The sequence below is a fragment of the Wenzhouxiangella sp. XN24 genome, assembly GCF_011064545.1.
GTDB lineage: Bacteria > Pseudomonadota > Gammaproteobacteria > Steroidobacterales > XN24 > XN24.
Genome location: NZ_JAAMFG010000026.1, coordinates 137,231 through 159,570 on the forward strand (window position 1 = coordinate 137,231; position 22,340 = coordinate 159,570).

Below are 22,340 nucleotides of genomic sequence, written 5' to 3' on the forward strand. Positions count from 1 at the left end.
CCGGAGTCGCTCGCCCATGAAATCGTCTATGTATCGCCTCGTGTTTCTCCTGCCGGCATTGCTGCCGGCGCTCGCGGCCGCCCAGGGCGGCCCGCCTCCTGCCGTCGTGCGGGTCGCCGAGGTCCGGCTTGCCGAGCTGGCCCCGAGCATCAGCGTCCCGGGCACGGTGATCAGCAGGAACGACGCGAGTCTCTCCGCCGAGGTCGACGGACAGTTGTTGTGGGTTGCGGAGGTCGGCGCGGAAATCCCGGCCGGCGAGCCGGTGGCGCGCATCGAAGATGCCCTTCGCCTCCTGCAACGGGAGGAATTCCGCGGCATCGTGGCGTCCCTGGAGGCACGCGAAGGCTTTCTCCGGCGTGAAGCGGATCGCCTCGCCCGCCTGGCGGCCGAGAACAATGCTGCGAAGAATCGCCTCGACGAGGTGGAATCGGACCTGGAGTCGGCCGCCAGCGATCTCGCCGTGGCCCGTTCCCGGCTTCGCCAGGCGGAGCTGCAGCTGGAGCGCACGCGGGTGCGCGCCCCCTTCACTGGGATCGTCACCCAGCGGATGAGCACGCCCGGCGAGCATGCCCGGGCCGGCGACGAAATCGTGCGCCTTGTCGACCCCGACATGCTGGAAATCGTGGCGCGGGCGCCCCTGACATCCCTCAGGCACGTGTCGGCCGGCAGCACCCTGGCGGTCCAGGGCGAGCGACGCAGCGGCTCCGGCGTGATCCGTACGCTGGTGCCCTTCGGCGACACGCAGTCCCATATGTTCGAGCTCCGCATCGACGTCGACGCGGCCGATTGGCGCGTGGGTGAGAGCGTGCGTGTCGCTGTGCCCAGCGCGGCCCCCGAGGAAGTGCTGGCAGTGCCGCGCGACGCACTGGTGTTGCGCCGCGATGGCGCAAGCGTATATCGCATCACCGCCGAGGGCACGGCGGAACGCATCAATGTCATTCCCGGGCTGGGCGCAGGCGACCTGGTCGGTATCACGGGGCCACTCGCGCCGGGCGACCGGGTCATCATCCGGGGTGCCGAGCGCCTGCGCGAAGGCCAGCCGCTCAAGATCGTGGAAGGCTAGCCGGGCGCTGCAAAGAGGTCGGGGAGCGCCTCCAGGTCCACGTTGCCGCCCGAGAAGATCATGCCCGCGCGGCACCCGGCGACCGGCACTCGACCGCTCAGCACAGCGGCCAGGGGCACCGCGGAGGACGGCTCGACGACGATCTTCAGCCGCTCCCAGGCAATCCGCATGGCGGCGACGATCTCGTCATCAGAAACTCGCACGACCTCATCGACGTACCGCGAAATCAGTGCCCAGTTCCGCTCGCCGATCGAGGCGCGCAGGCCGTCAGCGATGGTGGACACCTGCTCGAGCCGGACTCGTTCCCCCGTCTGCATGGACTGCCAGCAATCGTCGGCGCCCGCGGGTTCGGCGGCCACGATGCGGATCTGCGGACAGATCGCGCGCGCCGCGAGCGCACAGCCCGAGACCAGGCCGCCACCTCCCACCGGCACCAGCAGTACATCGAGCGCGCCGGCCTGCTCCAGCAATTCCAGCGCCGCGGTGCCCTGCCCCGCAATGACATGGCTGTCGTCGTAGGGATGCACGACCGTCGCACCGGTGTCCTCGACCAGCTCGGCAAGCTTCGCCTCCCGGTTCGCCAGCCCCGGCGCGCAGTCGACCACGTGCGCCCCGTAACGCGAGATCGCGGCGCGCTTGAAACCCGATGCATCGGTCGGCACCACCACCCAGGCGGAAATACCCCGACGCGCCGCCGCGAGCGCCAACGCGGCGCCGTGGTTGCCGGAGGAATGCGTCGCCACGCCGCGCGCCGCGCTCTCGGCATCGAGCGACAGGACTGCATTGAATGCCCCGCGCGCCTTGAATGCGCCGCTGGCCTGGAAGTTCTCGCACTTGAAGAAGAGCCGCGCGCCCAGTTCGTCGTCGAGGCTCCGCGATGTCAGGACCGGCGTACGATGCACGAACGGCGCGATACGGGCGGCGGCTGCGAAGACATCGGCCTCCGTAGGCAAGGCCGTCACGTCCGGCGCCACACCAGCACCCGGTTGTTCGCGGGCATCGGCTCGACGTGAGCGAGCTCGAAACCGGCCAGCGCCGCGACCTGCAACAACCATGCGAGGTCGCGCACGCCCATGCCGTTGCCGCGGGCCCGCAAGTCCGCATCGAAGGCGGCATTGCTCTCGCTGGTATGCCGACCCTGCTCCATGAACGGGCCGTAGAGAAAGAACGGTGCGCCCGACGGCAGACGTTCGCCGAGGCCCTCGAACATGGCGACGACCGCAGGCTCCGGCATGATATGCGCCGTGTTCGCGCTGTAGGCGGCATCGACCCGTCCGAGGTCCGGCCATTCGTCTGCCAGCGTGTCGAGCGCCAGGGGTCCCTCGATGTTTCCGGCAGCACTGGCCTCGATCCAGCTGCGAATCCCGGCGTGGTTGGCCGGCAGGTCGGTGGCCAGCCACACGAGGTGCGCCAGGCGGGGCGCGAACCATGCCGCGTGCTGTCCGGTGCCGCTGCCGATCTCGACGACGCGCGTGGCGCCCGCCAGGCCGGGCGCTATACATGCGAGGATCGGTTCCCGGTTGCGTTCACAGGCCGGCGAGTGCGGCAAGGCGTTCATGGCAGCCGCAGGAAGTTTTCGCGGTAGTACTGCAGCTCCGCGATGGAGTCACGGATGTCCTCCAGCGCCAGGTGTTGCGACTCCTTGTGGAAGCCGCTCGCCACGTCCGGCGCCCAGCGGCGCGCCAGTTCTTTCAGCGTGCTCACGTCGAGATTCCGGTAATGGAAGAAGCGCTCGAGCTCCGGCATGCAACGCGCCATGAAGCGCCGGTCCTGGCAGATGCTGTTGCCGCACATCGGCGATGCGCCGGGATCGACGTGGCGCGCCAGGAAGGCGAGCGTCGCCAGTTCGGCCTCCCGCTCGGTGACCCGGGTGGCGCGCACGCGCTCGGTGAGTCCGGACTTGCCGTGCTGACGCGTGTTCCACTCGTCCATGGCTTCGAGTGTCGCATCGTCCTGGTGGATCGCGATCACGGGCCCCTCGGCAATGATATTCAAGTGCTTGTCCGTCACCACGGTGGCGATTTCGATGATAGAGTCCCTGAACGGGTCCAGGCCCGTCATCTCCAGGTCGATCCAGATCAGGTTTTCGGCGTCTTTAATCATCCCGGCAGGCCGCTCCTTGCAATCAACGAATTCTAACAGAGCGCCACCGCCAGTCACGGAAGCCGCGTGGACCCTGGGACGCGTCGTCGCCTCCTACGGCCAGAGGATGATCGTGGAAGACCCTTCCGGCGTCCGCCACCGGGCCTTCGTCGCGCGACGGGGATTGCGGATCGTCTGCGGGGACCGGGTGCGCTGGCGTTTCTCCGGAGAGGACGGCGAGATCGCCGTGCTGGACCGCGAACCCCGCGATACGGAGCTCAGCCGCCCGGATTCCCGCGGACGGGCGGAGGTGCTCGCCGCGAACATCGACCAGGTGGTCGTGGTGTGCGCACCCGAACCTGTACCGGATCCCTTCATCATCGATCGTTATCTGGCCGCCGCGGAGGTGATGGGTGCGAAGGCGATCGTGGCCTGCAACAAGATCGATCTGCCGACAGCGGACGCCGTGACCTGCCTGGAAGAGTTCCATGCGGTGGGCTACCCGACGCTGCGGGTCAGCGCAGTTGCGGAGGAAGGCCTGGAGTCGTTGCGGGCCGCGCTTGCGGGGCGCACGAGCATCCTCGTGGGACAGTCCGGCGTCGGCAAGTCATCGCTCCTCAACGCCCTGCTGCCCGGCATCGATGCGGCCACGGCCCAGGTCTCGAGCGCCTCGGGCGAGGGCCGGCACCGCACCACGGCGACGACGCTGCACGCCCTCCCGGACGGCGGGGCCTTGCTGGATTCTCCGGGCGTGCGCGATTTCGCCCCCGCCCTCGCCGACCCGCGCCTGGCGGCCGTCGGCTTTCGCGAAATCGTCGCCGCCGCCGACCGCTGCCGTTTCGCCAACTGCCGGCATATGAAAGAGCCTGGCTGCGCCGTGAAGGAAGGGGTCGAAAGTGGCGCCATCAGCGCGCGACGCTACGAAAGCTACCGGCGCCTGTTGCGTCTCACGGAAGACCTGCAGCGCTGAAGGAACTCCGCCGGGCTGCGCCTAGATGCTCTGGCGTCCCGCGAAAGCGTGCGAGAGCGTGCCGCTGTCCACGTACTCGAGTTCGCCGCCCACCGGCACACCATGGGCGATCCGGGTCGCACGGATCTGGCGACGGGCGCACAGCTCGGCGATGTAGTGGGCCGTCGCCTCGCCCTCCACGGTCGGATTGGTCGCCAGGATGACTTCCGTGATGCCGCCCTCGTCGAGGATAGCCTCGAGCGTCTCGAGGCCGAGTTCGTCCGGTCCGATTCCGTCGAGCGGGGACAGGTGCCCCATCAGGACGAAATAACGCCCGGTGTAGCCGGACCCCGTCTCGACCGCGACCACGTCGGCCGGCGTCTCCACGACGCACAGCACCGCGGCGTCCCGCGAGGGCCCGCGGCAGATTTCGCACAGCTCGCTCTCGGTGAACATCCGGCAGCGGGAACAGTGCACGACGCCGTCCAGCGCCGCGCTGATCGCGGTGGCCAGCGTGGCCGCGCCTTCCCGATCCCTTTCCAGCAGGTGGAACGCCATGCGTTGCGCGGATCGCGGTCCGACGCCGGGCAGGCGCCTGAGGGCCTCGATCAGCCCCGCAAGTCGCGGCGAATATCGCATCCGCGCCTCAGAACGGCAGCTTCATGCCCGGCGGCAGGCCGAGCCCGGACGTCATGCCGGAGTACTTCTCCTGCACCGTCCGCTCGACCTTGCGCAGGGCGTCGTTGACGGCCGCGGCCACCAGGTCCTCGAGCATCTCCTTGTCGTCGCCGAGCAGCGCGGGATCGATCACGATCCCCCGGACTTCGTGGCGGCAACCCATCGTCACCTTGACCATGCCGCCGCCCGCTTCGCCGACGACCTCCAGGGCGGCCAGTTCCTGCTGGGCCTTCTCGAGGTTTTCCTGCATCTGTTGCGCCTGGCGCATCAGTTGTCCGATCTGACCTTTCATTCCCGTGTTCCTCCGTCGTGTTCGTCAATCCGCCGGCCGGATGCTGTCGCGATCCACCGTGGCGTCGAAAACCTTCTGCATCTCGCGCACCAGGGGGTCTTCCTGGATAGCCTCTTCCGCCGCCTGCTGGCGTTGTTCCGCCGCGCGCCGCTCGCGGTCGGCCGGGGTCTCCTCCTGCGGCCGGGCGAAATCCAGCTGCAAGCGAACGGCCGTGCCGAAATGTGCCGACAAGGCATCACGCAGGCTCTCCTGCTGGGCACTTGTCGCGAGAAACTCGTGCGCCGGGTCCAGCACGAGATGCACCACGGCGCCCTCACGACCAAGATACGCGCAGTGGCGCGCCAGCTGCCGGGTCACGCCGGCCAGGCCCATGGCATCGACCATCTGCTCCCAGTCGTCGAGCGGTCCGCTGGCGGACGCCGGCGATGGCGGGGGCGCCGCCGGTAGCGAGGGCGCTGCCGAAGCCGCCGGTGCAGAGGCCGCGGCGCGCGCCGCTGCGGGCTTCGCCGCCGGAACCGGCGCCGGACGTCCGACCCCCTCCGGATCCCCGGAGACGGCGGGCGGCGAAAAACGGAACGCCAGCATGCGCAACAACACCATTTCGCAGCCCGCGCGGGGCGACGGCGCGAGTGGCAGATCCCGCCGTCCGGCCACCGCCACCTGGTACCAGAGCTGCAGGTCCTCGGGGGCCGCAATATTGGCGAGCGGCCGGGCACGCGGCGTCAAACCGTCCTCCTCGTCATCGACGTCGGGCGCCGCCTGGAGCACGGCCGCCCGCTGCACCAGCGCCGCAACGGTGCCGAGGACATCGTCGTAATCGGGCACCCGCTCATCCAGCGCGGCCATCTCCGCCAGCAGCGTCGGGCCGTCGCCCGAGACGACCGCATCCATCAGGCGCACCGCATGCTCGCGATCCACCGTGCCGAGCATGGCTGCCACGTCGGCTTCGGTCAGCCGCCCGCCGCCGTGGGAAGCGGCCTGGTCGAGGAGGCTCAGGGCATCGCGCATGCTGCCGTCCGCGGCACGCGCCAGCAGGTCCAGTGCGGGCGGTTCGAATTCCAGCGACTCCTCTTTGGCGACGACACGCAGCCGATCGCGTATCAACGCCAGCGGCAGGCGCTTGAGATTGAACTGCAGGCAGCGCGACAACACGGTCACAGGCAGGTTCTGCGGATCGGTGGTGGCCAGCAGGAACTTCACGTGCGGGGGCGGCTCCTCCAGCGTCTTCAGCAGGGCATTGAAGGAGTGGCGCGACAACATGTGGACTTCGTCGATGAGGTAGACCTTGTAGCGCCCGCGGGCCGGCGAATACTGCACGTTGTCGAGCAGGTCCCGGGTGTCCTCGATCTTGGTGCGGGAGGCGGCATCGACCTCGATGAGATCGACGAAGCGCCCGTCATCGATATCCCTGCAGGCCCCGCAGACACCACACGGCGTCGACGATACGCCCGCCTCGCAGTTCAGGGCCTTGGCGAAAATGCGCGCGATCGTGGTCTTGCCGACGCCGCGTGTCCCCGTAAACAGGTAGGCGTGGTGCAGCCGGTCGTTGTCGAGCGCATGCACCAGGGCGCGCAGGACGTGTTCCTGCCCCGCCAGGTCGGCGAAAAGGCGTGGGCGCCACTTGCGGGCAAGCGCTTGATAGCTCATGAAATCACGATCCGGACAGGTGATGGTCGGTGATTCGGACAGGAGCCGCAGTGTAACACTCCGCCATCGGGCCCTTCGCCCGGGCGGAGGGTGGCGGCCCGCGCCAGCCACACCCCGGCGCCCGGCGTCGCCGCTACCGTTGCTCCCTTCCGGGCCTGGCGGGGTTCACGGCTGGCCGTCGCGGGGGGACCGACGCGGACCACCATTGATCGCTCCCGACGGGGGTCGGGACCGCCCATGATAACCGGAAACTCCCGGCACTCCGAACTGTCACAATGCACATGGCATCGACGCACGGTTCTGGCGTCGTTGCCGTACGTTCAGCTTCGGAGTGCTAGCCTGTGACCATGGCGAAAACCCGGGAGAAAGCGATGAACCATCCAGGCTTGCACATCACGTTGCTCGTCAGCCTCCTGGGGCTCGGCCTGGCGGTCCAGGGCGCCCGCGCGGCGGTGCCCGCCCCTGCCGAGCGCTATATCGTCGAACCGGTCACCGATCGCCCGGCGTCCACGGCGGAGGCCGGCTTCAGCGAGGCGGAGCTCGACCAGTTGCTGGCGCCGATCGCCCTCTATCCGGATGCCCTGCTGTCGCAGGTCCTGATCGCCGCGACCTATCCCCTCGAAATCGTGTCCGCGGCCCGCTGGTCGAGGGATCATCCCGAGCTCGAAGGTGAAGACGCCGTGGCGGCCGTCGCAGAGCGCGACTGGGATCCGAGCGTCAAGGCGCTCGTCGCGTTTCCGGACCTGCTGGCCCGGCTCGACCAGGACCTGGAATGGACGCGGAATCTCGGTGACGCCGTCCTGCTCCAGGAGCAGGACGTGATGGATTCCATCCAGTTCCTGCGGGCGCGCGCCGATGCCAACGGCAGTCTCGAGAACACCGAGTACGCGCGGGTCATCCGCGAAGAGAAAACCATCATCATCGAGCCGACGACGACGCGGGTCGTCCACGTGCCCTACTACGATCCGCTGGTGGTGTACGGCGGCTGGTGGCGCCCTGCCTATCCGCCGGTCGTCTGGGCGCCGCCGGCACACTACTACTACGGCCATCCGGGTTTCTACTGGGGCTCCGGCATCCGCATCTCATCGGGCTTCTTCTTCAGCAGCTTCTACTGGCCGCAGCGCAGCGTCGTAATCGTGCGCACGCCCCGCTACTACTATCCGTCGCGGTTCAAGCATGCCAGGCCCTACTACACGCCCGGCAAGCGGTGGGTCCACAACCCCTCGCATCGGCGGGGCGTGCACTACCGCCACGACAAGGTCCGCGAGCGCTACGTCCACCCGCGGACCAACGATCGCTACGAGGACCACAGGCGCGGCCGAGAACTGTACACGCATCAACCGGACCCGCGGCGCGGTACCGAACTGCGCACCCCTAGACCGGACCCGCCAAGCGGCACCGGACTGCGTACGCCTCGACCGGACCAGCAGCGCGAGTTGCTGAAGTCGCTCCGCAGTGAAGCGCGGCCCGTCGGCGCCACGCCGCGCGGAGGCGGCGGACGGCCGGAATCGGTACGCGGGGCGGACCTCAAGCGCGTCCAGTCGACAAATCGCTTGGAGTCCTCCACGGCACGGCCGGTGAACAGGGGCCGGGGCGAAGTCACGGGCCCTGTCCAGTCCAACCGGAGCCAGGTCGCGCCCTCGAGTCGTGCCCCGTCCAACCGAAGCCAGGTCACGCCCTCGAGTCGCGTCCAGTCCAACCGGGTGCTGTCGACCCGCGAGCCGTCCGGCCGGGCGCCATCGACCCGCGCACCCTCGGTCAACCGACCACCCGCCGTGAACCGCGCACCCGTGACGACTCGCACCCAGCCCGCGCCACGCGTGCAACGGGCGCCAACGGTGCAATCCGGTCGTGCTGCGCCGGCCCAACGCGCCAGCCGCCCGCCACAGGCGCGCCAGGCGCCGAGCGTGAATCGACCGTCGTCGCGCCCGGCTCCGGCGGCCGCGCGGAGCCAGCCCCGCGCGCCGAGAGCCGGGGCGCAATCATCCGGGCGCGGCAGGACCGGTCAGAAGGAGCGCTGAGCAGCCAGGTCAACGGGATGGTGATCCGCCGGGTTCACTGCACGGATCGATGCCAATCCACCGCGACCTGCGCCGCCTGCTCCATCGACCTGCAGAAAGTGAGGCGCCCACGCACGCGGCGCACGCCCGCGCGCAGCAACTTCAGGACCATGCGGGGCGCGAGGCCGGCAAACACCAGGGCGACACCCTGGCGATGCATCTCGTCGACGAGGCCCTGCACCGCCACGACCGCGGTGTGATCCATGCTGGGAACGTCGTTCATGTCGAGCACGACGACCCGGACACCGGGATCGACGATCCGCAAGGACGCCACCGCCTTCTCCGCTGCGGCGAAGAACAAGGGCCCGTTGACGTCGTAAACCACGACCTCTGCCGGAAATCCCGCCGCGGCCGGCCGGGCCTCCCCATCCAGCCGTTGGGCATGGGTCAACAGCGACATGCGGTGGATGAACAATGCTGCCGCCAGTCCGATCCCCACGGCCACGGCGATCACCATGTCGAAGAGCACGGTCAGACCAAAACAGGTCAGCAGCACGACCACGTCGCCGCGCTGCGCTGAGCGCAGCGTGCGAAGAAACAGGCGCGGCTCGCTCATATGCCATGCGATCGTGATCAACAATGCCGCGAGCGCCGCCATGGGCACCTGCCCAAGCAGTCCGGCCATTCCCAGAACGGCCCCCAGCACGACCAGCGAATGTACGATGGCCGCCACCGGTGATCGCGCGCCGCTGCGGATATTGGTGGCGGTACGCGCGATCGCCGCCGTGGCCGTGATGCCGCCGAAAAACGGCGCGACCATGTTGCCCAGGCCCTGCCCGATGAGCTCCGCATTCGGGTCATGCCGGGTCCGGGTCAACCCGTCGGCGATGACGCCGCACAGCAGCGACTCGATCGCCGCGAGTATGGCGATCGCGATGGCCGGCCCCAGCAACACCTGGAACAGGTCGAAACTCAGCTGCAACGGCAAACCGTCCGCGTCGGGCAAACGCCAGGGCAGCACGAAGCCCGGACCCATCGGTGGAATTCCCTGGCCGGCCTGCTGACCCGACTCCCAGCTGAAACGCGATGCGATCGTGTCGATGAGCACGCCGTCCGATGCGCCGTTGATCGCCCAGGCGACCGCAGACACCAGCACCAGTGCCGCGAGCGGCGCCGGGATCGGCGTCCGCAGCCGGGGCCACAGGATGATCAGCGCGAGGGTCAGGAGCCCGATGCCGAATTCATGCAGGTCGATGCGGGGCAACGCCAGCACGATCGCGCTCACCTTGTCGGCGTAGTGCGCACTGCCACCGGGGATGGCCAGCCCAAGTAGATCGGGCAGCTGCAAGGTGGCGATGACCACGCCGATGCCCGCGGTAAAGCCCAGCACGACCGGGTAAGGCACGAACTGGAGCAACCCGCCCATGCGCGCCATGCCCATGGCCACGAGGATGGCGCCCGCCATGAACGTCGCCACCAGCAACCCGCCGAGGCCGTGTTGCTGCACGATCGGGAGAAGGATGACCACGAAGGCGGCGGTCGGCCCCGAGACATTGAAGCGCGACCCCCCGGAAAGAGCGATGACGATGCCGGCGACGATCGCGCTGTAGAGGCCGTACTGTGGGGGCACGCCCGTGGCCACGGCCAGTGCCATGGCGAGCGGAATGGCGACCACGCCGATCGTCAGGCCGGCGAGCAGATCCTTGCGGAAGTCGGAGACTCCGTACCCGGCAGCGAACGCAGCGCGCAGCCCGGCGCCGACCGAGGCCAGGGAACGGAGAGGAGCAGCCGGCTTTGCCATGATCCCCCATCATGGCAAGCCGGCCACAAGCTTGTCGAGTCGCTAGTCTTCCGGCTGCAGGAACTCCGCCAGCCAGTCCTTCTTCTCCTGGTACCAGTGCAGCGAATTATTCGGCTTGAGGATCCAGTGGTTCTCGTCCGGGTAATACACGAAGCGGCTCCGCACCCCACGGTTCTGCAGGATGTTGAACAACTCGATGCCGTGGTTCACCGGCACGCGGCGATCCAGCTGGCCGTGAATCACGAGCGTAGGCGTCTCGAAATTAGCCGCCCCCGTATGCGGCGAGGACAGCTTGTAGTGCCCGGGGTTGGTCCAGAACTCGCCGTGGCGACGCTTGGAGGCGCCGTAATCCGCGGCGTACTGGGTCAGCCAGTTGAACACCGCCGCATGCGCGACCAGCGTCTTGAAGGGATGATCGCGCCCGAGGAGGATCGAGGCGAGGTAGCCGCCGTAGCTCCCGCCGCCCGCACCCATGCGTTCGGCATCGATCCAGGGCTTCTCGGCGAACCATTCGGCCGCCTTGATGGTGTCGATATACGGCAGTTCCGATTGCTCGGGGTTGATGGAATCGGTGAAATCCTGTCCGAAGCCGCTGGAACCGTGGAAATTGTGCCAGCCGGTCACGTAGCCCCACCCGGAGAATACCTGGGCGTTCCAGCGAAAGTGGAAGCCGTCAGGAATGCCGTTGTGCGGACCGCCGTGCAACAGCAGGTACAACGGGTATTTCTTCTCCGGATCGAAGCCGGGCGGATACACCACCCACATCTGGATGTCCTGCCCGTTGGCGCCCTCGTAGGTGACGCTTTCGTAGCGCCCGAAATCGACTCCGGCGAGGATTTCGTCGTTGAACGTCGAGAGCTTCGTCACGTTGCCGCGGCGCGGGTCCACCCGCACGAGGGTCGGCGGCTCGACGAAGCTCTGGCGCAGGGTCACAAGCACGCGGCCGTTGGCGGAGAGCTGCGGTTCGCCGAAGCTGTGTTCCGCGGTGATCGCCCGCGGTTCGCCGTCCCGCGTGTCGATCTGGTAGAGGCGGCGGATCCCGGCATCATCGATCGAGGTGTACACGCTGCGGCTGTCCGGAGCCCAGGTGACGCCGCTGACCGTACGATCGAAATCCTCCGTCAGCACCCGTTGCGTTTGCTTGTCGCGCTCGTGCAGCACGAGACGCGCCCGGTCGGCATAAAAACCCGGGATGCGCCGCTGGGAGAATGCCAGCCAGCGCCCGTTCGGGCTGTAGGCCGGCGCGAAATCAGGCGCCATGTTGCCCGCGGTGATGTTGCGCGCCTCGCCCCCGGCCGTGGGCAGCACATACACGTCCGGGTTGGAACGAACCCCCGTCGTATCCGTATCCGCGACGAAGGCGATCTCCTCGCCGTCCGGCGAAATATCGTAGCTGCCCGTCCCCGCCCCGGTCACCAGCAGGTGGACGCCGGAGCCGTGAGTGATCGGCTGCGGTTCGCTCTCCTCGAGGCCGATCCTGTAGAGATGAGGCTTGCGTTCGTCGAGCCATCGGTCCCACCAGCTGATCGGCGCCTGGTCCCAGGTCATGGCGGACACCTTGGATTCGTCCTCTGCCTCGAGACGCTCGGCCATCTCTGCCCAGTCGGCGGTATCCTCGTACACGCTGCTGATGAAGGCCACGGCGCTGGAATCCGGGAACCACTTCGGTGCACTCGCGCCCGTGGGCACGTCGGTCAGGCGCCGGGCTTCCCCGCCGCCCACCGGAATGATGTAGATCTGCGATTTCTCGTCGTCGCCGCGTTTCGAGACGAACGCGATGTAGCGTCCGTCGGGGCTCCAGGCCGGACTCGAATCACTCCCCGAATAGGTCGTGAGCTGACGTGCATCCCCGCCATCGGTCGGCACCAGCCAGAGGTCGGTGATGCCTTCGTCGTCCTTCACCTCGTAACGGGTGACGGCGACCACCGCCTGCTCTCCGTCGGGAGAAATGGCCGGGCCATCGAGGCGTTGCAGCTCCCAGATGGTCTCCGCGTCGAGCGGTTTGAGTTCCTCGGCGGCGACGGCCATGCCGAGCGAGAGAAAGAAAACGAGCGCGCCGATCATCGGGTGCCGCATGCGGGGTCCTCCAGGGGGTGATTCCAGCGAGCCCCGGATAATAACCCGAACCGGCGGAAAGCGAGGAGACCCCCGCTCCGCGCATCTTTTCTAGGGCGCGCGGAAGCGCTGCAGCATCCGGTCGAGCGCATCCGTCTCGATCAGGAAGCCGTCGTGGCCGGCCGGCGTATGGAGCATCTCGTAGTGTGCCGCCGGCAGCAGCCTGGCGAGCTCCTCCTGTTCGCGCGGCGGGTACAACACGTCCGAATCCACCGATACCACGAGCGCCGGGATCCGGATCCCGCGCAACACGCTCTCGTAGTCGCCCCGGTCCCGCGCGAGATCATGGCTGTCCATGGCCTGGGTCAGGCGCACATAGGTGTTGGCATCGAAGCGCCGGTAAAGCTTCTGCCCCTGGTAATTGAGATACGAGGTCACGGCGAACTGCTCGTCCCAGTCCTGCTTGCGGCGGCTGAAGCGCGCCTCGAAGTTCTCCCAGCTGCGATAGCTGCACATCGCCATCATGCGCGCCACCGCGAGCCCGTGGCGGGGCGGCCGGTCCAGGGGATAACGGCCGTCGAGCCACGCCGGATCCAGGTAGATCGCGCGGCGCTGGCTCTCGCTGATGGCGATGCACCACGCGGAGTGGCGCCCGGACACGCCGATCGGCGCGATCGCCGCGACGCGATCCGGAAAGCTCGCCGCCCACTCCAGGACCTGCATACCGCCGAGCGACGGGCCGAGCACCAGGGAAAGGCGATGCACGCCGAGGTGATCGAGCAGGCGGGCCTGCAGGCCGACCATGTCACGGATGGTCACGAGCGGGAACCGGCTGCCCCATGGCTCGCCGTCTTCCGGATGCGGATGGTTGGGCCCTGTGGTCCCGTAGCAACCCGCCAGCACGTTGCTGCAGACGATGAAATCGCGTGCCGGGTCCAGCGCCCGCCCCGGGCCGAAAAGCCCACCCCACCACACATCGGCGTCGGCGGAGCCCGTCAGGGCGTGACACACGAGCACCGCGTTGCCGCCGTCCGACGCCAGCCGTCCCCAGGTCCGGTAGGCGACCTCGACCCGGTCCAGGGTCTGGCCGTTCTCCAGCCGGACCGGCGCGTCCGGCCGCCACAGGCACGTCTCGCTGGAGACCGCCGTGGCGGTATGCAATGCGCCGTCGCTCATCCGCCCGGGCTCGCCACCTTCGCGAACGCCTGGGCGAAATCGTCCTTGATGTCCTCGATGTGCTCGATGCCGACCGAGACGCGCACCTGCTCCGGGGCGACGCCGGCAGCACGCTGCTCTGCCTCGGAAAGCTGCTGGTGGGTGGTGCTCGCGGGATGAATGACCAGGGTCTTCGCATCGCCGACGTTCGCCAGGTGGCTCGCAAGCTCGACCGAGTCGATGAAGCGCTTGCCGGCCTCCAGGCCGCCCCGGATGCTGAACATCAGCACGGCGCCGAAACCGTTGTGCAGGTAGTGCCTGGCCCGCTCGTGGTGCGGGTGGCCCGGCAGCCCGAGGTAATCGACCCGTTCGACCTGCGGCTGCGCCTGCAGCCACTGGGCGAGCGCCAGCGCGTTGTCGCAGTGACGCTGCACGCGCAAGGACAGCGTCTCGAGGCCCTGCAGGAAGAGAAAGGCATTGAACGGCGCCATGGCCGGTCCCCAGTCGCGCAACCCCTCGACACGCGCGCGGATGATGAACGCCAGGTTGCCGAACGGTCCGTCCGGGCTGAACACCTCCGCGAAATTCAGGCCGTGATAACCGGGCGACGGCGTGTGGAAAGTCTTGAAGCGCTCGCCGAACCAGTCGAACCTGCCTGCATCCACGATCACGCCGCCGATCGACGTGCCGTGGCCGCCGATCCACTTGGTGGCCGACTGCACGACGATATCGGCGCCGTGATCGATGGGGCGCACGAGGTATCCCGCGCAGCCGAAGGTGTTGTCCACCACCAGCGGGAGGCCGTGCGCTCGGGCGAGCTTCGCCAGCCGCGCGAAATCGGGCACATCGAAGCCCGGGTTGCCGATGCTCTCGACGTACAACGCACGCGTGCGCTCATCGATGGCCGCCTCCCAGGCGGAAAAATCGTCGCCGGCGACGAAGCGCACATCGATGCCGATACGCGGGAACTGGACCTTGAACTGGTTGTACGTGCCGCCGTAGAGGCTGCTGCCGGAGACGATGTTGTCGCCGGCCTCGGCGAGCGTGGTCAATGCCAGGAACTGCGCCGACTGCCCGCTGGCGGTCGCCAGCGCCGCCACCCCGCCTTCCAGCGCCGCCACGCGCTGCTCGAAGACGTCCGTGGTCGGGTTCATGATGCGGGTGTAGATGTTGCCGAATTCCTGCAGCGCGAACAGCCGCGCGCCGTGATCGGCGTCGTCGAACGTGAACGAAGTCGTCTGGTGAATAGGCACGGCCCGCGAGTTCGTGCCAGCGGCCGGCGCCTGCCCCGCGTGAACCTGCAGGGTCTCGAATCGATGCTTGCTCATAGATGCTCTCTGGGAATCAACCGGGGGACCGGGGAATACTGTCGTTTATTGCTCCCGGATGCCAGCGTCGGGCTCGACAGGACCCTCGGCCGGATCGGGTGCCGCGCTTTCGGTCGTCCCTTCGAGTTCGTCCTGGGCCGCGTCCACCTCCGGCAACATTTCCATGGCGGTCGGCGAGGTACGCAACATCGCATGGAAATGGGCATCGCCCGCCACGACGCGCGTCCGAATGAGCAGGCGGCTCGCCACATAAGCCGCCAGCAGCACGTGAACCACGAGCAGCAGGCCCGGGAAAGCACCCGGACCGAACCTGCCCATGGCGAAGCCCGCGAGCGCCGGGCCGAGCGCGGCGCCCAGCCCGTGCAACAGCAGATTGGTGCTGCATGCAGGCAGCAGGTCCTCGGGCGCCACGTGATCGAGGAGATGAGCCACCGCGACGGGATAGATGGCGAACGACAGCCCGCCGTAAAGAAAATACACGATATAGAGTCCAGCCCCGGTCGGCGACGCGACGAACAGGGCCGCCCCCGCAGCCACGGCCGCGCCGAGACTGGAGATCGCGAGGGTGCGCCGCCGGTCGCCGCTGTCCGACAGTCGGCCGATAGGCCATTGCAACAGCGCGCCACCGACGATCGTGACCGTCATGAACATCGCCACGCTCTCGTTGTCGAGCTCCAGGCGGCCTGCGTAGACCGGCGCGAGGCCCCAGAAAGTCCCGATCGAGATACCGGAGAACAGGGATCCGACGCCGGCTGCCGGCGCCAGCCTGAACAAGCGCCGCACCCCGAGACGTTCTGACGGAGACATGACGGGCTGCGCCATCCGGGTGGCCGTGACCGGCAACATGGCCGCGCAGATCAGTATTGCGACGAGGGAAAACAGGGCGAAGGATTCCGGGGCAGCCAGGCGCAGGAACTGTTGCCCGATTGCCAGCGCGGCGAGATTGATCACCATGTAGACTGCAAACACCCGTCCGCGCTGCGCCCCTTCGACCGTGGCGTTCAGCCAGCTCTCGATCACCGTGTACAGGCCCACCACGGCAAGCCCCGTCGCCACCCGCAACAGGCCCCAGGTCACCGGCGTCACCCAGATGGCGTGGGCCAGCACGGTCGAGGCGAACAGCGCGCCGAAAAAGGAAAAGGCGCGAATGTGTCCCATGCGCCGGATCGCGCGAGGGGCGAGGAACGTGCCGAGGAAAAAACCCAGGAAGTAGCCGGACATGATGAGTCCCAGCACCTGGTCGCCATAGCCTTCATAGCTCCCCCGCACGCCGAGCAAGGTGCCCAGCAGGCCGCTGCCCAGGAGCAGCAGCGCGGTGCCGGATAACAACGCGCCGAGCGGGAGAATGGTGGCAAACATGGAAATACTCGCGTGGCGCCCCGGGATGGTCCCGATTTATGCAAGTTATGGACCAAACCGCGCAGGATTTCGAGTCCGTCGGGGACGCAAGGTACGCGATCGCGGCCTGAGGCCGCAATGGAATTCAGCGCCGGAGCATTCCGCGGCGCAGGCGCGGCTGCCCGGGTGCGCGGCTAGCTCCGGGACGGCGTGGCGGGCTCGGCACAGCCGTCGAGGCTGAAATCCGTTTCGCGGAACAAGTGGAGGCAGGCCCGGGCCACGTCTTCGTCGTACAGGATACCGGCATTGCGCTCGATTTCTTCCAGGGCCGGCTCGACGCCGCGGGCCGGCCGGTAAGGCCGGTGCGAGGCCATGGATTCCACCACGTCGGCCACGGCGACGATCCGCGCTTCGAGCATGATTTCGTCGCCTTTCAGTCCGCGCGGGTAGCCACTGCCGTCCATGCGCTCATGGTGCTGCCGGATGACTTCCGCGACGGGCCAGTCGAACTCGATATCCTTCAGGATCTCGAAGCCCTGCTGCGCGTGCGTGCGCACGATGTTCATTTCCATGTCCGACAGGCGCCCCGGCTTGGAAAGGATTTCCGCCGGGATGGTGATCTTGCCGATGTCGTGGACGCGACCGATAATCTGCAGCCCCTGGCAGGCCATGTCGTCCAGTCCCAGCTGGCGCCCGATCGCGGCGGCCAGGTTGCCCACCCGCACCTCGTGGCCCGCCGTGTACGGGTCGCGCAGGTCCACCATGTGGGAGATTGCATCGACGGTACCCAGCATCGATCGTTCGAGGCGCGCCACGTATTCGCTGATCCGTCTTTCGGACTCGACGCGTTCGGTGATGTCGAGATTGATGCCGAAGGCGCTCACCGGGCGACCGTCATGGTCGCGGTACAGCACGCCTCGGTCCTCGATCCAGTGCAGGCTGCCGTCGGGCCAGATGAAACGGAACACCGTCGCGTAGTTCGTATCGTGATCCAGCATCTCCTCGACGGATTCGCGCAACGCGGCACGATCGTCGGGGTGGGCGAGCTGCACGTAGTCCTTGAGCGGCATCGAGCGCGGAGAGTCGTCGAAGCCGAACAGCAGGGGCGTGGATTGATGGAGATGCACCGTATCCGTGGCGATATCGAAGTCCCAGGTGCCGATCTTCGCGCTGGCGCGAGCCAGGTCCATGCGCTGGCGCTCCTGCTGCAATGCCTCTTCCGCCGCCTTGACCTCGGTCAGGTCCGTCTTGGTGCCGAAGAACTTGACTGGCTTTCCACCCGGCGTTCTTTCGAGCACCTGCCCCCGATCCAGCACCCACTTGTAGCTGCCGTCCTTGCAGCGCAGGCGATGCTCGGAGACGTAGCTGGCCGTGCGTCCCGCGAAATGCTCGTGAACCAGCGCGAGGGTGGCCTCGGCATCGTCCGGATGGATCCGTTCCTGCCATTCCAGGGGAGAATCCGATATTTCGTCGGCCGCATAGCCGAGCATCGCTTTCCAGCGCGGCGCATAGTTCACGCGCTGTGCAACCAGGTCCCATTCCCAGGCCCCGTGCCCAGCGCCCTCCAGGGCGAAACGGGAGCGTGCCTCGGCGGCTTCCAGTGCCGCGAGATTCGCCACGCGGGCCTCCTCGCGCGCCCTGTTCTCGAGCGCAAACGATACGTCGCGGGCCATTTCCTCCAGCAGCCTGACGACGTCCTCGTCGATGTCTCCCGCACTGCTGGAATAAATCGTCAGCACGGCGACGGGGCGTTCATCGACCAAGATCGGGAAGGCGGCACACGCCTCGACATTCGCCTCTGCGGCGAGCGAGCGCCATTGAACCGTCGCACCGTCCTCCATGTAGGGATCGCGCACCACGACCCTGCCGGTCCGTAACGCCACCATCGGCGCGCCCTGCTCGAACACGGCGGACGGGCCCGCCTTGAACTGATCGATGATCTTGCCGACGAAACCCTTGTCGTCGCCGGCTTGCGCCTCGAAAGCGTATTCGCCGCCCGAAACACTGAATATCCAGGCAAACTCGAAACGCCCGATCGCGACCACCACGTCGCAAACGTCCTGGAAGATCTGCTGCCGGTCGGGCAGCCGCGTGATAGCCGTGTTGATTCGCGACAACGCGGCATAGAGGTTCTTCTGCCGGTTCAACCGCTCCTCGGCCTCGACACGCCCGGTGATGTCCTGGACGGTCGCGACCAGGTAATCCACCTTGCCGTCCGCGAGCCGCCGACAACGCACGTCGAGTTCGACATGCACCTCGGTGCCATCCTTGCGAATGAACCGCTTTTCGAGGCTGTAGGCGTCGATTTCGCCTGCTATCACCGCTCTGAACTGCTGTTCGTCCTTGTGCAGGTCTTCCGGGTGAGTCATCTCCCGCCAGGTCAGCGTGGACAGTTCGGCGCGGGAATAGCCGAGAATTTCGCAAAGACGATCATTGAACCGGATCCATCGCGTGCTCTCCGGTGAACTGATGGCCATGCCGATGAACGGCATGTCGAAGAACACGTCGATCCAGGACCGATCCCGATGATTCTCTCCGGTGCGACGCTGCAGGCTGGCCTCGCGAACGATGTATTGCTGCAGATGCTGTGAACCGACCTGCAGGGTCAGGCAATCGACCTCGACCGGCAACATGCGGCCGTCTGCAGTGCGAAAGATGCTTTCGTACGATCCCGCCCGGGGCCCATCGGAACGGGCACCGCTCTCGACCTCGACTTCGACCTCGCCGATCCTGCGTTCGCACAGGCCGGCCCGACTCCAGCCCAGCAGGCTGGCGGCCGCCGTGTTGGCTTCCATGATGCGTCCGCCTGCCCCCACCAGCAGCACCGCATCACTCACCTTCGCCGACATGGCACGGAAATGCCCGAGCAGCGCAGCCGTCGTGGCGACCTGGCGCGCCGCGCTCTGGTAACGCAGTCGTCGTTCGTAACGCAGGGAAACCCACAACAGCCCGCCCGTGAAAATGACGAAGACGAGCCCCTTGAGCATCGCCACGCCGGCGGAATGGCGGAACCCCGCGGGGAGGAACTGGTCCAGCACGAGGTCCGCAAGCACGATCCACAGGCCAGCGAACAGGATGTAGCCCAGGACGATCCGGCTGGCCCGAACGCGAGACGGCCGCTCGAACGAACGTTTCGGCTTGGGGTCCGTCGAGGAACTGCGGCTACCTGCGGGATGGATGATCGCGTTCACTGGGCCGAGTGTAAGGTCGAGGCCGGGACCGGGAACGGACATGCATCACAGGAAGCGCGTTTCCCCGGCACGCGTCAAAATCTCGCCGGATGCGCCGTTTTGAGACTCAATTCCGACCCGCGCGCACCCATCTCGCATAGCATGCCCGGGCTCGTCGGACACTTGCCCCCCCGACAGGGGCAGCTCTGAAGCGGGAAGCAAGCACCGAAGATCCGACGAACCGGGCCCCCACTGACCTCACGGGAGTCTCTCTTGGCCTCGAGCTCGCCGCCATGGCAGGCCTTGCCCGCGTTTGCACGGGCTTTCCGGGCCGTCGTCTTTTGCCTGTTGATTGTCAGCGCACCTTGCGCCGGGGCGTCCGCTGCGGAGGAGTCCCTCCGGGCCAAGCGTGACACGGCGGTGTTGCTGGCGCGCGACGGCGACTTCAAGGAAGCGACCCGGCAACTCGCACAACTGCTCGAAGCGAACCCGACCGCAACCGGGGTACGGGCGGACTTGCTGGTCGTTTTGCAATGGGCCGGGCGCAGTGCAGATGCAATAGACACAGCCGCAGGACTCGACCCCGCGAAACTCGCCGACTTCGAACTGCTGGCCTGGGCGCGCGCGCTGCGTGCCGAGCGACGGGCGACGGAAGCACTTTCCCTGCTGCGACCGCGCCTGGCCGACCCCGGCCGGACCCCGGACGCCCATGCGCTTTATGCGCTGCTCCTGTCCGATCTCGGCCGCAGTGCAGACGCCGCGGCCTACATCGAACCCTGGATCGCCAGGTCGCCCGGCTCGGCGGAACTTGCAGCGGCAGCGGCATTCGTATTTCGTGGCGCGGGACGGCCCATGGATGCGCTCGCCGTGGCGCAGAACGCACTGCAGATCGACCCGGACCACCGGGAGCTCCGCCGCCAGCAGGTGTTTGCACTATCCGATCTCGCAGCGGCTCACCTGGCGAACGACATGGCCATGGCGGCCCCCGGGCTGTTCGACGATGCGGAACTCGCGCTGCTCGCCGGCAATATGGCGGGGCAACGGCTGCGCTGGGCCCGCGTGTATCCGGAAGCCTCTCCAGAGCGCCTCGAACTGATCGATACCGCCACCGCCACACTCGAAGTGCTGGCATCGGTGCCGGACGCCTCCGCCGCTCACCTGCGCGGCCGGTTCGACCTGGTCGTCGCCTACCGGATGCGCGACCGCATGGCCGAGACGATTCACGAATACGATGCGCTGCTGGATGCAGGCATCGAAGCGCCCGTCTATGTCCGCCATGCCGCCGCCGATGCACATCTCGCCATGCGAAACGCCGGGCAAGCCGCACAACTGTACCGTGACATCCTGCGCGACCGACCGCGCATGTCGAGCGCCCGTCTCGGCCTGATCTATGCACGCATCGAGTCGGAATGGTTTGGCGGCCCCCTGTGGGTGGCCGACGACCTGTCCGCCACGTCACCTGCGTTCATCGGCGTCGCCGGCACGAACCAGCACGTCGCAAATTGGCCGCGACTGGACGCAGACCTCAGCGGCGCCATGCTGCAGGCTTACGATCGCCGGCTGGAGGATGCACAGCGCAGGCTCGAAACACTATCGGCCGACGCGCCGGCAAGCGCACAGATCCGGCGCCAGCTCTCGACCGTCTACCGCTGGCGCGGCTGGCCGGAGCGCGCGCTGGCGGAAATCGAGATCGCGCAGGCCTACGAGCCGGAAATCATCGCCGGGCGCCAGGAGCTGGCGGCCGTGCTTTCCGACCTCGGTCGCCATGCCGAGGCCGACCGGGTCATCGAGAACCTGCACGCCGAGTTCCCGGACAATGCGGCCGTGAATCGCCAGCGCACCGCCTGGCGGGACCGCGACCGCTGGAGCATGAGTGTCGATGCGGAGTACGGCGACAGCGACGGCTTCACGGGCTTCGGCTCCTACGACCGCACTGTGAGCACCCGGGTCGCGGCACCGGTGATCGCGCACCGGTGGCAACCCTACGGATTGCATGCATGGCGCGATGCACGTTACCCGGAGGGTACGGCCCGTGAGCAGCGGATCGGCGCCGGCCTTTCCTGGCGCCACCAGCGCCGCCACGGCTACGTGGAATTGCACGGCAATGCGGCGGACTCCACCGGCGCCGGCGTCACGGCAGGCTACGACTGGCACCGGGATGACCACTGGAGTTTCGCCACCCGCGCAGAAAGCGACTCCCTGGATGCTCCGCTGCGCGCGCGCCCGGGAGACCTCACGGGCTGGAAAGTGGAAGGCGCCGCGCGCTGGCAGGCACATGAATCATTCAGCCTCCGGGGCGGGCTCACGCGTCTCGCCTTGTCGGACGGCAACGTGCGCTGGTCGACCCTGGTCGGCATGCAGCATCGACTGCATGCCAACGCCGGCCGCCTGACCACGGGGTCCGCGGAATTGTACGCCTCGCGGGCCAGTCGCGAGGGCGGCCTTTACTTCAATCCCGCCAGCGACCTCGCAGCGGGCTACGCGGTGACACACGAGCGGCTTGGCTGGCGGCGCTACGAGCAGTCGTTCTCGCAACGTTTCGTCCTCGGCCTCGGCGGTTACTGGCAGGAAGACTTCGGCGCGAGTCCGACTGGATTTTTGCGTTACGAACATGAATGGCGCCTGGGGCGACGCTGGCGGGTCACATACGGGACGGGTTTTGCCAGCCGGGTGTATGACGGCGACCGGGAAACCCGGATCGACGGCCGATTGTCGTTCGAGGGGATTTTCTAGATGCGTTGCCGGCTGTTGCTACTGCTCTCGTTGTTGGCCACTTGCGGCG

Annotated in this window: 16 protein-coding genes and 1 other RNA gene; 4 read left to right on the top strand and 13 right to left on the bottom strand. The window is 67.6% G+C overall.

All coding sequences use genetic code 11. The features are described from left to right. Window positions 1–16: 16 nt before the first annotated feature. Complete coding sequence (locus G6032_RS03440) at window positions 17–1,063, top strand: efflux RND transporter periplasmic adaptor subunit (RefSeq protein ID WP_165280742.1); 1,047 nt, start codon at window positions 17–19, stop codon at window positions 1,061–1,063. Here G6032_RS03440 and G6032_RS03445 read toward each other — a convergent pair. The 3 genes from G6032_RS03445 to orn are packed head-to-tail and all read right to left on the bottom strand — an operon-like array spanning window position 1,060 to window position 3,166. After that, window positions 1,060–2,025 (bottom strand): pyridoxal-phosphate dependent enzyme, encoded by a 966-nt coding sequence (locus tag G6032_RS03445; RefSeq protein WP_346763746.1) that lies wholly within the window; start codon window positions 2,023–2,025, stop codon window positions 1,060–1,062. The two genes, G6032_RS03440 and G6032_RS03445, sit on opposite strands and share 4 nt — an antisense overlap. Beyond that, window positions 2,022–2,621: a DUF938 domain-containing protein gene (locus tag G6032_RS03450; protein ID WP_165280744.1), complete on the bottom strand. Its 600-nt coding sequence runs from the start codon at window positions 2,619–2,621 to the stop codon at window positions 2,022–2,024. The genes G6032_RS03445 and G6032_RS03450 overlap by 4 nt, the downstream gene beginning before the upstream one ends. Then, entirely contained in the window at window positions 2,618–3,166 is a 549-nt protein-coding gene (gene orn, locus G6032_RS03455) for an oligoribonuclease (RefSeq protein WP_165280745.1), read from the bottom strand. Before orn ends, G6032_RS03450 begins: the two co-directional genes overlap by 4 nt. A 106-nt stretch (window positions 3,167–3,272) precedes the next feature. Between orn and rsgA the strand changes: the two genes are divergently transcribed. Next, window positions 3,273–4,115 (top strand): ribosome small subunit-dependent GTPase A, encoded by an 843-nt coding sequence (gene rsgA, locus G6032_RS03460; RefSeq protein ID WP_165280746.1) that lies wholly within the window; start codon window positions 3,273–3,275, stop codon window positions 4,113–4,115. Between the two features lie 21 nt (window positions 4,116–4,136). Here the strand turns inward: rsgA and recR are convergent, their stop codons facing one another. From recR to ffs, 4 genes are all read right to left on the bottom strand, one after another. Continuing rightward, window positions 4,137–4,733 (bottom strand): recombination mediator RecR, encoded by a 597-nt coding sequence (gene recR / locus G6032_RS03465; RefSeq protein WP_165280747.1) that lies wholly within the window; start codon window positions 4,731–4,733, stop codon window positions 4,137–4,139. Between the two features lie 7 nt (window positions 4,734–4,740). Next, window positions 4,741–5,064: a YbaB/EbfC family nucleoid-associated protein gene (locus G6032_RS03470; protein ID WP_165280748.1), complete on the bottom strand. Its 324-nt coding sequence runs from the start codon at window positions 5,062–5,064 to the stop codon at window positions 4,741–4,743. Between the two features lie 24 nt (window positions 5,065–5,088). Next, window positions 5,089–6,711, bottom strand: a complete 1,623-nt coding sequence (dnaX, locus tag G6032_RS03475) for a DNA polymerase III subunit gamma/tau (protein WP_165280749.1) — start codon at window positions 6,709–6,711, stop codon at window positions 5,089–5,091. Between the two features lie 104 nt (window positions 6,712–6,815). Continuing rightward, window positions 6,816–6,906, bottom strand: an RNA gene (gene ffs, locus G6032_RS03480) — signal recognition particle sRNA small type. Window positions 6,907–7,082: 176 nt separating this feature from the next. Between ffs and G6032_RS03485 the strand changes: the two genes are divergently transcribed. Further along, window positions 7,083–8,732 (top strand): DUF3300 domain-containing protein, encoded by a 1,650-nt coding sequence (locus G6032_RS03485; RefSeq protein ID WP_165280750.1) that lies wholly within the window; start codon window positions 7,083–7,085, stop codon window positions 8,730–8,732. 34 nt (window positions 8,733–8,766) lie between these two features. On the opposite strand, the gene dauA is transcribed toward G6032_RS03485, so the two are convergent. From dauA to G6032_RS03515, 6 genes are all read right to left on the bottom strand, one after another. Continuing rightward, window positions 8,767–10,512, bottom strand: coding sequence for a C4-dicarboxylic acid transporter DauA (gene dauA / locus G6032_RS03490; RefSeq protein ID WP_165280751.1), 1,746 nt, complete (start codon window positions 10,510–10,512; stop codon window positions 8,767–8,769). A gap of 42 nt (window positions 10,513–10,554) precedes the next feature. Continuing rightward, on the bottom strand, window positions 10,555–12,588 hold the full coding sequence (locus G6032_RS03495) for a S9 family peptidase (protein ID WP_165280752.1): 2,034 nt from the start codon (window positions 12,586–12,588) through the stop codon (window positions 10,555–10,557). Window positions 12,589–12,678: 90 nt separating this feature from the next. Then, window positions 12,679–13,743, bottom strand: a complete 1,065-nt coding sequence (gene metX, locus G6032_RS03500; RefSeq protein ID WP_165280753.1) for a homoserine O-acetyltransferase — start codon at window positions 13,741–13,743, stop codon at window positions 12,679–12,681. Beyond that, the gene (locus tag G6032_RS03505; RefSeq protein ID WP_165280754.1) at window positions 13,740–15,050 is read right to left on the bottom strand and encodes an O-acetylhomoserine aminocarboxypropyltransferase/cysteine synthase; all 1,311 of its coding nucleotides are present in this window, start codon (window positions 15,048–15,050) and stop codon (window positions 13,740–13,742) included. The genes metX and G6032_RS03505 overlap by 4 nt, the downstream gene beginning before the upstream one ends. Window positions 15,051–15,095: 45 nt before the next feature. Continuing rightward, a complete protein-coding gene (locus G6032_RS03510) occupies window positions 15,096–16,409 on the bottom strand; it encodes an MFS transporter (RefSeq protein WP_206211780.1) in 1,314 nt (437 codons plus the stop codon). A 173-nt stretch (window positions 16,410–16,582) separates the two neighbouring features. Then, window positions 16,583–19,579, bottom strand: a complete 2,997-nt coding sequence (locus tag G6032_RS03515; RefSeq protein ID WP_165280755.1) for a PAS domain-containing protein — start codon at window positions 19,577–19,579, stop codon at window positions 16,583–16,585. Between the two features lie 252 nt (window positions 19,580–19,831). On the opposite strand from G6032_RS03515, the gene pgaA reads away from it, so the two are divergent. Then, entirely contained in the window at window positions 19,832–22,291 is a 2,460-nt protein-coding gene (gene pgaA / locus G6032_RS03520) for a poly-beta-1,6 N-acetyl-D-glucosamine export porin PgaA (RefSeq protein ID WP_165280756.1), read from the top strand. Window positions 22,292–22,340 lie beyond the last annotated feature (49 nt).